The organism is Streptosporangiales bacterium (assembly GCA_009379825.1).
Lineage (GTDB): Bacteria > Actinomycetota > Actinomycetes > Streptosporangiales > WHST01 > WHST01.
On sequence record WHTA01000110.1, the window covers coordinates 1 to 12,786 of the forward strand.

The following is a 12,786-nucleotide window of genomic DNA, read 5'->3' on the forward strand; positions in this document are numbered from 1 at the left end:
CCCGAAGATGCCCGGCGAGCCGATGCGCGTACAGCCCAGCCGGGCGAAGAAGGACTGACCCGCCTGGTGTTGTCCCCAGCCTCGGCCTGGCGTGCCGGTGCCGGGTGGGTCTGGACGTAGTCTCGGGGTGTCATGGCTACCGACAACCCCGCCACCGCGTTCGCCGCGTTCTGCTCCGCCGGCCTGTGGCCAGGCTGCGGCGTCAAGCTGGCGCGCCGGGTCGCCCAGACCGGGCGCACCCACCCTGACCAGGTGACCCCAGGGGTGCTGACCGAGCTGGACGGCGTCAGCGACCGGCGGGCGGACCGCCTCGTCGAGGCGCTCGACAAGGCGCGGCCGGTGTTCGACGCGGCCGAGGTGCTGTTCGCCGCGGGCGCGGAGGTGCGGCTCGCGGCGGCCGCCGTACGCCAGCTCGGCCCCGGCGCAGCGGCCATGCTCGGTGACGACCCGTGGCGGCTGCTCGCCCTGCCCGGCGTACGGCCGCCGCAGGCGGACGCGTTCGCCCGCCAGTCGCTCACCGGCGCCCGGCCGGATGACCCGCGCCGGGCCCGCGCGCTGGTCTGCCACCTGCTCGCCGGCACCGCACGCGCCGGGCACACCACCACGCCGGTCGGCCTGCTCACCGACGAGCTCGCGCAGTTGCGGGCGGTCGCGGCCGACGCCGTCGCAGCGGCACTCGACAGCGGCGACGTCGTCGACGTCACGCCGGCGGACGCCGAGACGGAGGCACACCTCGCGTTGGCGAGGCACGCCATGGCCGAGGACACCGTCGCGGAGGGCCTGCGCCGGCTGTCCGCGACTGCCGAGCCGCTGGCACAGGACGACGACGTCGATGCGGTGACCGAGGGCCTCGACCCCGCGCAGCTCGCCGCCGCCCACGAGGTCGCCGAGCACGGCGTCACCGTACTCACCGGCGGGCCAGGCACCGGGAAGAGCCGCACCATCGCGGCCGTCGTCGAGCTGGCCACGAAGCTGGACTGCCCGATCGCGCTCGCCGCGCCCACCGGGCGGGCGGCGAAGCGGATGGAGGAGCTCACCGGGCACGAGGCGAGCACCCTGCACCGGCTGCTCGGCGCGTACCCGACCGGCGACTCCGGCGGCGGCCGGGGCTACGCGTTCGCGCGCAACGAGGCGTGGCCGCTGGACGAGACCATCGTGGTGGTCGACGAGGTCTCCATGCTCGACGTGGAGCTGGCCGCGTCGCTGCTCGACGCCTGCTCCGACGGCACCCACCTGCTACTGGTCGGCGACCCGGCGCAGCTGCCGTCCATCGGTCCCGGGCGCGTACTGGCCGACATCATCGACGCCGCCACGGTGCCGGTCACCGAGCTGACCACGCTGCACCGGCAGGCCGAAGGTGGCGCGATCGCCCGCCTCGCCACCGCCGTACGCGGCGGTGACCTGCCGCCGGTCGACTCACCGGAGCACGAGGTCGTCGTCGTGCCGGCCCGCGCGGCGGCGGACGCCGCGCACCGCGTCTCGCAGCTGGTGACCGACTCCATCCCCCGCGCGCTGGGCATCCCGGCCGAGGAGATCCAGGTCGTCACGCCCGTCCACCGCGGTCCGGCCGGCACCATCGCACTCAACGCGCGGCTCAAGGCCGAGCTCAACCCCGGCCCGGGCGCCAACCGCGGCTTCGACGTCGGCGACCGCGTGGTGGCCACCGCGAATCACCCGGACGAGGGGTTCGCCAACGGCGAGGTGGGCACGGTGACCGGCGTCGCCGACGACGGGCTGACCGTCACCTTCGCGACCGGCCCGGTGGTAGTGCCGTTCAAGCACCTCGGTGACCTGCTGCACGGCTGGGCGCTCACCGTGCACAGGGCGCAGGGCTCGGAGTGGCCGGCGGTCGTCGCGGTACTCCCCCGCGAGGCCGGCGGCATGCTGTCGCGGCCGCTGGTCTACACCGCCCTCACCCGGGCGAAGCAGCACCTGTCCATCGTGCACGCCGCCGGCCCGTTGCTGGCCCGCGCCGTACGCACGATCGGCGAGCAGCCGCGCCGCACCCGGTTGGCGGCGCTGCTGCCCGACGCGGCGGAGTGACCGCGGTCATTCCGCCGGCAACCGCTCCCTGCTGTCCCCGTCCAGGCCACCTGAGGTGGTGGACGTCGGTAGCTGGGTGGTCGGCCGGCTCGAGCTTTTCGTCGGCGAGGTGGACGTCGACGTGGTCGACTTCGCCGTCGACTTCTTCACCTGCGACGTCGCGGGCGAGCTGGTCTTCGCCGTCGGCGTCGCCGTGGGGGTACCGGTCTCCGTCGTCGGAGTCGACGACGGCGTCGGGGTCGGCGACTCCTCGTCGTCGGCCGCGCCGCCACCACCTTGCAGGGCGCGCGAGATGCTGTTGCCGCCCTTGCCGTCGCCGTGGCCGAACGCGGACGACAGCGGCTGCCCGAGCAGCGACTCGACGAACACGATCCCGCTGAGGCTCAGCACCAGCACCGCTACACCGGTCAGCACGACCGCCTTGGGGTTGATGCCGGCCAGCCGCTGCCGCCACCCGACGCGCTCCCCGCCGGCTTCGGCGGCCCCGCCGGCCGCGAGTACCCCGGTCGTGCCATCCGCCGGGTCCAGCCGCTCGGTCGGTTCGCCCTCAGCGGCCGCCAGCCGCTCCGTCGGTTCACCCCCGGCGGCGGCCATCCGCTCGGTGGCCTGCTCGTCCGCCGCGGCCAGGTGCGCTCCCGCAGCTGCCAGCCGCTCGGCGGTGTACTCGTCGGCCGGGGTCAACCGCTCCGTCGACGGTCCATCCGCCGCCAGCCGTACGGTCGGCGGCCCGTCCGGTCTTTCCTCCGCCGCGGCCAGCTGCTCGTCTGCCGTCGACCCTGCCACCGCGGCGTGCCCAGGGGCGACCGGCCGCCGCAACCGCAGCGTCTGGGGCACACTCGACTCTTTGATCTTCTGGGAGCCCTTCCGGAACGAGTGCGTGTAGACGGCGCCGCCCACGCTCGCCACCACACTCACCACGACCGCACCGATCACCGTGCCGTACACCCCGAGCACCGACGCCGCCGCTGCCGCGGATGCAGCCGCCAAGGCACCTCCGATCACCTGCGCCGCGCTCAACTCCATGCGCCCTTTGTCTGACATTCCCGCCTTTCATGGCTCCGCGTGACAGACGTACTACCGGGGGGAATTCACCCGTTTGCCCGATCTCGTTGGTGCAACGCGTGGCCGCTCCCACCGGTTGACACGCTTGCAGTCATCGCTAGGTGAGACGCCTCACATGCCGGCACAATGAGAGAGATGAGTGTCCCGATCGAGTACGAGACGAGGAAGATCCAGCTTCCTCGGACCATGTCGACCAACGCCGCCAGACAACTGCTCACCGATCACGCCGAGTACGGCAGCTGGGAACTCGCCCGTCTCCGCCGCTACCCGGACGGCACCAAGGACGTCTGGCTCCGGCGCAAGATCATCAGGGCCAGACGCCCGTACGGATGGGCGCCGCCGACCGCAGCCGACTGACGGCCCCGTGCTATCGTGACGCTGCGCAAGGCACCGCTCGGTCGAACCGGCAGCCTTGCTCGCGGGCGCCCTCGCAGGCGCCAAGTCCGGGTGGCGGAATAGGCAGACGCGCTAGCTTGAGGTGCTAGTGCCGGGTAACCGGCTTGAGGGTTCAAGTCCCTCCTCGGACACCACCTCTACCCCCACAATGCTGGGCGCCGTCTTTCGGCGACCGCCGTGTGCCGAGGCAGTGACCACGCGTCCGGGCGTCCTAGCGCCCGAGACGCCTCAGCGGGGATGCCCGGCGCGTTACCCGAGCCGAGCCGCCGCAGCGGTCCGCTCTACCTCGGCCTCACCGGTCCACGACATTCCTTCCCCTCCTACGAAACACGGGACCGGGACGTCCTCTAGAAGTTCGTCGGCCAGTTGCTCATCAAGTGTTGACCGACTCCCCCGGTCACACGCAGCTCGTGGATCTCCAGAGTCCGTCGCAGGTACTCGCGCGTCTCTCTGGGGTCGATCACGTCTTGTACGCCGTACACCGCGGCCATATCGTAGGCCGAGGTGTCCTTGGTCATCTTCGACAGTGCCTGCCGATACGCATCAGGGTCGTCGTCCTCGGTCACCCCGTAGACGATCGTCGCGCCCGCAGCGGGGTCCATGAAGCTCGTGTCTGCGGTCCACCAGACCGCCGACCCGTCCGACAGCCCAGCGCCGCCCATGTTGACGTACGCCTGTCCGTAACTCTTCCGGAGAACGACCATCACCTTCGGGACAGTGCACAGCGACAACGCGTTCATCCAGTTGACCACCCCGCCGACGATCCCCCTTCTCTCGGCTTCCATGCCGATCAGGAAACCGGGCTGGTCCACGAGAAAGATCAACGGGATGTTGTAGGAGTCGCACAGCACCAGAAAGCTCATGACCTTGCGGCATGCGTCCATGTCCGGGGCCCCGCCCTTGAAGAACGGGTTGTTCGCGACGATGCCCACGCTTCGACCGTCCAGACGTGCCAGGGCGGTGACCAGCGGCCTGCCGAAGCGGGGCTTCAGCTCGAAACAGGAGCCCGCGTCGACCACGGCGTGGATGACCTTGCGGACGTCGTACACCTTCGTCCGAGATTCGGGCAGCATGTCGAGTATCGCCTCGCATGCGTCGCCGGAACCGTCGGGTACCTCCGATCGCGGAGGCGCCTCACCCGCGTGGTCGGGCAGATAGCTCAAGAAGCGCTTGACGGCGTCCAGGGCTTCTTCATCGGTGTCCACCACCATGTCCACGAACCCGGTGACCTCGGAGTGCACCTTCCAGCCGCCTAGTTCCTCGGGGTCCACGGTGCCTTTGGTAGCCAACGACACCAAGCGCGGACTCGCGACGGCCATGACGGAACCCTTGCGCATGACGTTGAAGTCCGACATGCTCGCGTGCCACGCGGACGACCCGAAGCCGTTTCCGAGTAGCGCGGACGCCCACGGGCTAACCCTGCTCCTAAGAAACCTGCTGGACCTGTCGGGTCGGTCGATGGCGGCCATGCCGGCGGCACCCATCAAGTCGGGCATCCTCGCCCCCGACGACTCGTTGAGGAAGACAACCGGAATTCCGCGTTTCTTGGACGCGCCCTTGACGTCCGACACCTTTCGCTCGGCAGTGGAACTACTCGATGCGCCAAGGACGGTGAAGTCGTTGGCCACGACGCCGACCCGTCGACCGTCGATCTTCCCGAAGCCGGTGATCTTGCCGTCCGCCGGGGTCCTTTCCCGCATCTCGCTGCGCATCGAGACGCCGAACAGCCCGGTCTCCTGCCAGGTGCCCTGATCCACCAGGTACGCCACCCGCTCTCGCGCGTTCAGGACACCCGACGCGCGACGTCGTTCCAGCTTCTCCTGTCCCCCCATCGACATCGCCTGAGCCTTACGCTCCGCGTGCTCCGCAATCTGCCGTTCGAATGCCATATTCACAGTCGCCCTTCTCGCCGGCACTTATGAGCGTCGTGCTCGAATGATTCGTGGAACGACGAACCCGCCGACGAGGATCGCGCCGACGCTGACCCAGAGGCCCACCGCCACCGGGGAGCTGACGAACACGCCCACGTCTCCTTTCCCGAGAAAGAGGCTTTCCCGGAAGTAGCTCTCGATCAAAGGGCCGAGCACGAGGCCGAGGATCAGCGGAGCAAGCGAGAAATCCAGCTTCCGCAAGGCATAGCCGACCAGTCCGAAGACAAGCAGTGAGAAGACGTCGAGCATGCTGTTGCGCACGCTGAAGGCACCGACGACGGACAACACGAGAATCACCAGCACCAGGAAGTATTGCGGAGTCCGGAGCAGGTTCACCCATAGTCCGACCAACGGCAGGTTGAGGATCAACAACATGATGTTGCCGACGTACATCGACGCGACGATTCCCCAGAAGAGATCGGGACGCTCTTCCACCAGGAGTGGTCCGGGTTGCACGCCTTGGACGATCATCGCGGCGAGCATCAGCGCGAGCGTGGCCGAGAAGGGTATGCCAAGAGACAGCACGGGCACCAGGCTCGACGTCGACGCTGCGTTGTTGGCAGCTTCGGGTCCCGCCACCCCCTCAACCGCACCGCGGCCGAGCTGGTGGCGATTGCGCGAAACGGCCTTCTCGAGTCGATAGGAAGCGAACGTCGACAGAGTCCCCGAGGGACCCGGCAGGAGACCAAGGACGAAGCCGACGATGGACCCGCGCCCCCAAGGGGCTATCGCCCGGCTCCACTCCTCGCGGGTGGGGAACATCTCCCGCACCCGGATCGCCGAGACCTTCTTCGAGCTCCGCGCGGACTCGGTCAAGATCAGGACTTCGGCCACCCCGAACAGGCCGACGGCCACGGGCGTCAATGCCAACCCCTGACTCAATTCCATGACGCCGAACGTGAACCGGAAGTCGCCGGTCACAGCCTCCTGCCCGACGGTGCCGAGCATCAGCCCGATCACCAGTGGAAACATCCCACTCGCAAGACTTCCGCCGGTGATCCGCGCAAAGACGAGGAGGCTTCCTGCGGTGAGAGCGAAGAACTCCGGCGGCCCAAAGAGCAGGCCGAACTTGGCCAGGTACACGGAGAAGAAGGTCACCAGAACCACCGCGATGGTTCCGGCGATGAACGACCCGACCGCGGTGATGCTCAGGGCGGCACCGGCGCGACCACGGCGAGTCATCTCGTACCCGTCGAAGGTCGCTACCACGGCGGCCGTGTCTCCCGGCACCTTCATCAGAATGGACGCCGTGGAGCCTCCGTACATCGCGCCGGAATAGATACCGGCGATCATGACCAGACCCGTCAGAGGGTCGAGGGTGAAGGTGAGCGGGAAGATGAGCGCCGCCCCGGCCACCGGCCCCAGTCCGGGAAGCACTCCTACGGCGGTACCGATCAGCACACCGATGAAGGCACCTAGGAGGGTCGTCGGCGTGAAGAGCACCCCCATGCCGTAGAGCAGACCTTCAAGTGCCTCCAAAGCGGCCTCCTAGACTCCGAGCACGCCCTTGGGCATCAACACGCCGAGCACCATGACGAACAGCAGGTACGTCCCTGCCGTGACCGCGATCGCGAGCACGACCGTGCGAAGCCACGACAACCCGCTCAACAAGCGGAGCACTGCGATGGCGAAGCCGGCGCTCGCCAGGATGTAGCCAGCCACAGGAAGCAGGACGACATAGGCGGCGAGAGCCCCGACGAGGCCCAGTATGCGTTTGCGGTCGACACCGCGCGGCAGCTCGACGGCTCCAGCCACCGCGCCCGTCCGCACGCTCTCCCCTATGGTCAGCATGCTGGTACCGGCCAGGGCGACCCCGAGGAGCATGGGGAACGCCGCGGCTCCCGGCTGCGCCAGTGTTCCCCACGACAACTTCTGCGCCTCGAACAGGTACCCGGCCGATAGCAGGAACCCGATGACGCCGACGACGAGTCGGCCTTTTCGTTTGCCGTCGAGGCGCCCTTCGTCTGGAGGAGATTGCGCAGCCTCCTCCTCGGTCATGGTGCACTCCGTACCGGTTTCTCTCCCAACGCGACCAGGAGGTCCCGGTAGGAGGTCGCCTCCGACTTCAACTGCTTGGACAGCTCGTCTCCGGACTTCGGCTCGTCGGGAACGTCGTACCCGCTCTTCTCCGCCCAGCGGCGATAGTCGTCACTGGTGATGACGGCCTTACTGGCCTCGGTGAGTTCTCTCGACACCTGCTTGGGCAGTCCCTTGGGAGCGATGATGGCGAACGACGTCGACACCAGGCCCTCGCCGTAGCCGACCTCCTTCGCCGACTCTGCGTCGGGGAATGCCTTCACTCGATAGGGACCCAGGGAGCCCAGGACGCGGACCTTGCCAGCCTTCGCCAGCCCCGTCAGGCTGCCACCGGGACCTGCGACCACGGTGTCCACCTTGCCGCCCTGCAAGGCGGTCAAGGACTCTCCCGATCCGCCCGTGAACGGTGCCGGACTGACCTTGATGTCCGCGGCCTCGGCGAACGCCAGCCCGCCGAGCTCAGTGGCGGTGAACCGTCCCGGCGACCCCATCGTGGTGCCCGGGTTCTCCTTGGCGTAACTGACGAACTCCTTCAGATTCTTGTACGGCGCGTCGGGCGGAGCGACCAGCACTGGGTACTGTTCGTAGGGCTGGACAAGCGTCTGGAAGTCTGCAACGCCTTTGTACGGGAGCTCATTGTCCTTCAACAATGGCGGTACGGTGTAACCGGAACTCGACCCGAGGCCGATCGTGTACCCGTCCGGCTGCGCGGCGAATACCTCGCCTACACCGACGGTCGACCCGCCGCCGTCCTTGTTCTTGACAATGACTTCAGCATCCAGCTTCTTTCCGAGGAGTTCGGCGAACTTTCTCGACACCGGGTCGGTCGTGCCACCCGCCTTGTAGGGATTGATGAGTGTGATGTTACGGCTGGGATATTCTTTGGTCTGGCCACTCAAACCGCCGCTGCACGCCGTAGTGAGACTGGTCAATGCGATTCCGGTCAACAAGCAGCACATCTTCTTTTTCCACATTGCTGGACCTCCTTGTCGCAGCCCCCCTTTGCCTGGCGCCTTTGGCCGTCACATGACCGGCGCAATCCGTCGGGAGATCATTAACTGAATCCGGCGCACCAGAAACGTCCATGCCGCCCGAGGTCACGCATCATCGTGCTCATTTCCTCTACGCTGTACGGCTGGTCGTTCTCCAACCACCAGAACAACAACGAAGAGAGTTCGCCCGCGACGCTACGCGCCAGCAGTTCGGCCGGCAGCCTGGGCTCGACGCCCAGTTTCTCCGCTCGAGCGCGGTAGGTCTTCTCACTGCGCCGGCAATACCCATCGATGAATTGCCGCAGCGCACGCCCGTCTCCTTCGCCACGAAGAATGAGCAGATATAGCTCTCGTTCTTCCAGTGCGTGCTGGAATACCTGACGGAACACGTCGCCTGTGAAGCCAACACTGTCCAGGGTCTGCACTTCGTCGATCCGGTTGCGCAGCTCTTCGGCCAGCTCGGTAACCAGATGCGCGAGCAGATCCTCCTTGTCCTTGTAGTGGGCATAGAACGTTGTCCGTCCGACATCAGCCCTTTCGGTCAGCTCTTCGATCGTCACCGTGTGGTAACCGTTATCCAGCACCATCTGGATGAACGCCGTTCGAAGTTGTCGCTGCGACCTGCGTGTTCTGCGGTCCAGCTGGCCTCCCTTACCGGGCTGACTCCCTCGCATTACCCCGTCCCATGTCATTTCTTGACAGCGTTTCCGAACGGCGTGTACGTTACAGAACAGCCTGTTCAGGTGTCAAGGACAAGAAATCCCGGTGGCGAACGGGCATTCGACCGGCGGGCGAGGCACTCGGTCGAGGACAGAGAGGCAGGCTGCGTGACCGCGAGCAGACACGGGAGCACCGACCAGCCGGAGCCTCGCGATGTCCCTTCCTGGCAGCCGGAACTGGACGAAGTTCGTCGTCGCCGGCAGATTGCTGAGCAACTCGGTGGACCGGCCAACGTCGAACGGCAGCACAACTACGGGCGACTCACCGCCCGCGAGCGCATCGACGTCTTGCTGGACAAGAACAGCTTCCGAGAGATCGGGGCACTCACAGGTGCCGCGACCTATGACGACGCGGGCGGCCTCGAGAACGTGGTTCCGGCCAACATCATCATCGGCGAGGGAACGATAAGCGGCACGAAGATCGCCGTCTCGGCCGACGACTTCACTGTACGTGGCGGATCCTCCGAAGCGACCTCACCGGAGAAGTGGCAGTTCGCCGAGCGCCTAGCCCTGGAGCAACGCTGGCCGTTGGTGCGGTTGGTCGATGCCGCCGGCGGCAGCATTCGAATCCTGGAGAAGAACCAGTCCACGAAGATCCCCGGCTACCCCCACTGGCCGGCCGCCGAGATGCTCGGTGTCATTCCCGTGGTCGGGGTGGCGTTGGGACCGTGCGCAGGACTGGGCGCGGTACGTGTGGTGACCTCGCACTTCTCGGTCATGCCGAAGAAGACGAGCCAGGTCTTCGCCGCCGGCCCGCGAGTCGTTGCTCCGGGAATCGGCGAGGAGATGACCAACGAAGAGTTGGGCGGCAGTCAGGTCCACGCCCGCGGCAGCGGAGTGGTCGACAACGAGGCAGAGGACGAAGAGGACGCGCTTCGACAGGTACGACGGTTTCTCTCCTACCTGCCCTCCAGCGTGTTCGCCGTTCCTCCGCGCCACGAAACCGGTGATCCGCCGGACAGAGCCGAGGCGAGGCTCCTCTCCCTCGTGCCTCGCGACCGCCGCAGGGTGTACAAGGCACGGGAGATCTTGGAGCTGGTCTTCGACAAGGAATCGCTGTTCGAGATCGGACGGCACCAGGGCGGCTCCACCATCACGATGCTGGGACGCCTCAACGGATACTCGGTAGGCGTCATGGCCAACGATCCGTACGTCAGCGGCGGTGCTATGACGGCCGCCGCGGCGGAGAAGATCACCCGATTCGTCGACATGTGCGACACCTTTCATGTGCCGATCGTGAACTTCGTGGACCAGCCAGGTGTCCACGTCGGAAGCAAGGCCGAGCAAAAGGGGACCATTCGCAAGGCAATACGCGCACGCCTGTCACTGTCTCAGGTCTCGATACCCTGGTGTGCCGTCTTCGTACGGCGGGCTTTCGGTGTCGCCGGTGCCGCCTACGGACCACTGCACGATACCTACGTGCGATACGCGTGGCCGTCCGCGTACTGGGGTTCCATCCCGGTCGAGGGAGGCGTGGAGGCGGCCTACCGGAGAGACATCGACAGTTCTGAGGATCCCGCGGCCAGGCGCGACGAGTTGGTCGACCACTTCCGGCAGTTCGAGTCACCCCTCCGTACGGCCGAGCGGTTCGGGATCGAGGACGTCATCGACCCGCGTCAGACCCGCCCACTGCTGTGCGAGTGGATCGAGGAAGCCTACGAGAAGGTGCCGGAACTGCTCGGGATCACGGCTCGGACGATGCGCGTATGAAGCTGCCAGAACACGTCGTCGATGCTCATTGGCAAGGACGGGGGCACCTTACCGAGACGGTAGCGAAGCAGGTACTCAACGATTACGGGATCGCCGTTCCGCGCTCGGTTGTCGCCGCGGACTCCAGGCAGGTGGTGGCTGCCTTCGAGTCGCTCGGTGGACCGGTCGCAGTCAAGGTCATCTCCTCCGATCTGGTGCACAAGAGTGACGTGGGCGGAGTGGAGGTAGACATCGCAACTCCAGAGGCTGCGCGTCGCGCGACGACTACCATCGCTGCCGCGGTCAGCGACTCCGGCTACAAGGTCGACGGCTTCCTGGTCGAAGAGATGGTCCCACGTGGCCACGAGGTCGTGGTCGGATCCGTCCTCGATCCTCGATTCGGTCGGCTGATCATGATCGGTCTCGGCGGCATCTTCATCGAGGTGCTGGAGGATGTCGCCTTCGGCATCTGCCCAATCACGGAGGTCGACGCCCGGGTGATGCTGCACGAGTTGCGCGGATACCCCCTGCTGGCCGGTGCCCGCGGCGGCGTGGTCGCATCCGAACCGCTACTAGTCGATGTATTGGTCAAGCTCGGCGGCGAGGACGGTCTCTTCCTGTCGCTGCCCGACGAGATCACGGAGGTGGACATCAACCCGCTGATCGCCTCCGACCGTACCGCGGTGGCCGCGGATGCGCGGTTCGTCCTCTCCGACCGGAACAGCCATGACTGACGGCGAGAGCTCACAGTCCTTGATCGCAGCCATGGACGTTCTCTTCGCCCCTAGGACGATCGCGGTGGCCGGTGCATCGACGAACAAGGTCACCTACGGCAACATCTTCATCAGGCGGCTGCGCAAGTTCGGGTTCGAGGGCAACGTCTATCCACTCCACCCCACAGCGGAGACGATAGAAGGCGTCCGGAGTTACCGATCGTTCGCGGACATGCCGGAGCCGATCGACTACGCCTACGTCGCGGTGCCGCCGAAGAAGGTTCCCGATCTGCTCGAGGACGCCCGGGGCAGGCTGCGGTTCGCCCACGTCATCTCCAGCGGATTCGGCGAGGTGGAAGAGGGGCAAGACCTCGAGACCAGGCTTGTGGACACGGCGCGACAGACCGGAATCCGCCTGCTGGGGCCGAACTGCCTCGGCATTCACACCCCTCGGGGCAGAGTGACCTTCGCGGATCCCGACAGGCTGTCCGGGCTGAAGGGATCCGTCGGCATCATCTCGCAGAGCGGAAGCCTTGCCACCGATGTGCTCCGAAGGGGCACGTTACGTGGCGTGAGGTTCAGCGGGATCGTCTCGGTGGGCAACAGCGCGGACATCGGCCCGAACGAGCTGCTCGAGTTCATGCTCAGCGATCCGGCGACTGAAACGATCGGCATCTACCTGGAGGACGTGAAGGACGGTCGCCGGTTCTTCGACATCCTCCGCGCGGCCAACGCCAGAAAACCCGTCATCCTGCTGGTCGGCGGCCGAACGCAACCTGGACAGCAGGCGGCCGCCTCACACACCGGAGCGCTCGCCCAGGACGACCGGGTCTGGCTTGCCCTGGCCAGGCAGACCGGTGCGATCCTCACCGAGACGCTGGAAGAGTTCATCGAGTCCCTGTTGATCTTCCAGATGTGCCGTCCGCGTGCGGACCAACCCACCCGCGAAGTGACACTGTTCGGGAACGGTGGCGGAATCAGCGTCATAGCCACCGACTACTTCAGCCGCCAGGGGCTGAACATCGGCTCGTTCAACGATGCTCTGGTTCACAGGCTGGAGGACTTGGCGTTACCTCCCGGGACCAGCGTGCTCAACCCGATCGACACGCCACTGGGCACCTTCAGGGTGGACGACGGACGTATCGCCGGCACGATCGTCGAGATCGTGCTCACCGAGTCGGAGCCGGACGCCATCGTGATGCAC

11 protein-coding genes and 1 tRNA gene are annotated in these 12,786 nt (G+C 66.7%); 6 read left to right on the forward strand and 6 right to left on the reverse strand.

Annotated features, from left to right (window positions below):
- Positions 1 to 132 precede the first annotated feature (132 nt).
- The gene (locus GEV07_28650; GenBank protein ID MQA06511.1) at positions 133 to 2,043 is read left to right on the forward strand and encodes an AAA family ATPase; all 1,911 of its coding nucleotides are present in this window, start codon (positions 133 to 135) and stop codon (positions 2,041 to 2,043) included.
- A 6-nt stretch (positions 2,044 to 2,049) separates the two neighbouring features.
- Here GEV07_28650 and GEV07_28655 read toward each other — a convergent pair whose 3' ends face one another.
- Positions 2,050 to 3,066 carry a hypothetical protein gene (locus tag GEV07_28655; GenBank protein ID MQA06512.1) on the reverse strand — a complete coding sequence of 339 codons (1,017 nt, stop codon included), beginning with the start codon at positions 3,064 to 3,066 and terminating at the stop codon, positions 2,050 to 2,052.
- Between the two features lie 174 nt (positions 3,067 to 3,240).
- Between GEV07_28655 and GEV07_28660 the strand changes: the two genes are divergently transcribed.
- Together GEV07_28660 and GEV07_28665 are read left to right on the forward strand one after the other, a co-directional pair.
- The gene (locus GEV07_28660; GenBank protein MQA06513.1) at positions 3,241 to 3,462 is read left to right on the forward strand and encodes a hypothetical protein; all 222 of its coding nucleotides are present in this window, start codon (positions 3,241 to 3,243) and stop codon (positions 3,460 to 3,462) included.
- 84 nt (positions 3,463 to 3,546) lie between these two features.
- Positions 3,547 to 3,635: transfer RNA gene (locus GEV07_28665), tRNA-Leu, on the forward strand.
- A 213-nt stretch (positions 3,636 to 3,848) separates the two neighbouring features.
- Here GEV07_28665 and GEV07_28670 read toward each other — a convergent pair.
- The 5 genes from GEV07_28670 to GEV07_28690 all read right to left on the reverse strand — a co-directional run bounded on the left by GEV07_28670 (position 3,849) and on the right by GEV07_28690 (position 9,135).
- On the reverse strand, positions 3,849 to 5,390 hold the full coding sequence (locus GEV07_28670) for a methylmalonyl-CoA carboxyltransferase (protein MQA06514.1): 1,542 nt from the start codon (positions 5,388 to 5,390) through the stop codon (positions 3,849 to 3,851).
- Positions 5,391 to 5,417: 27 nt separating this feature from the next.
- Positions 5,418 to 6,911, reverse strand: coding sequence for a tripartite tricarboxylate transporter TctA (locus tag GEV07_28675; GenBank protein MQA06515.1), 1,494 nt, complete (start codon positions 6,909 to 6,911; stop codon positions 5,418 to 5,420).
- Positions 6,912 to 6,920: 9 nt separating this feature from the next.
- Complete coding sequence (locus GEV07_28680; GenBank protein ID MQA06516.1) at positions 6,921 to 7,430, reverse strand: hypothetical protein; 510 nt, start codon at positions 7,428 to 7,430, stop codon at positions 6,921 to 6,923.
- Positions 7,427 to 8,443, reverse strand: coding sequence for a hypothetical protein (locus GEV07_28685; protein MQA06517.1), 1,017 nt, complete (start codon positions 8,441 to 8,443; stop codon positions 7,427 to 7,429). Before GEV07_28685 ends, GEV07_28680 begins: the two co-directional genes overlap by 4 nt.
- A gap of 80 nt (positions 8,444 to 8,523) precedes the next feature.
- Positions 8,524 to 9,135 (reverse strand): TetR family transcriptional regulator, encoded by a 612-nt coding sequence (locus tag GEV07_28690; protein MQA06518.1) that lies wholly within the window; start codon positions 9,133 to 9,135, stop codon positions 8,524 to 8,526.
- A 153-nt stretch (positions 9,136 to 9,288) separates the two neighbouring features.
- Here GEV07_28690 and GEV07_28695 point away from each other — a divergent pair, with 153 nt between their 5' ends.
- From GEV07_28695 to GEV07_28705, 3 genes are all read left to right on the forward strand, one after another.
- Positions 9,289 to 10,890 (forward strand): propionyl-CoA carboxylase, encoded by a 1,602-nt coding sequence (locus GEV07_28695; GenBank protein ID MQA06519.1) that lies wholly within the window; start codon positions 9,289 to 9,291, stop codon positions 10,888 to 10,890.
- Complete coding sequence (locus GEV07_28700; protein ID MQA06520.1) at positions 10,887 to 11,603, forward strand: acetyl-CoA synthetase; 717 nt, start codon at positions 10,887 to 10,889, stop codon at positions 11,601 to 11,603. The genes GEV07_28695 and GEV07_28700 overlap by 4 nt, the downstream gene beginning before the upstream one ends.
- On the forward strand, positions 11,563 to 12,786 hold a 1,224-nt coding region (locus GEV07_28705; GenBank protein ID MQA06521.1), incomplete at its 3' end, for an acyl-CoA synthetase. The genes GEV07_28700 and GEV07_28705, both read left to right, overlap by 41 nt.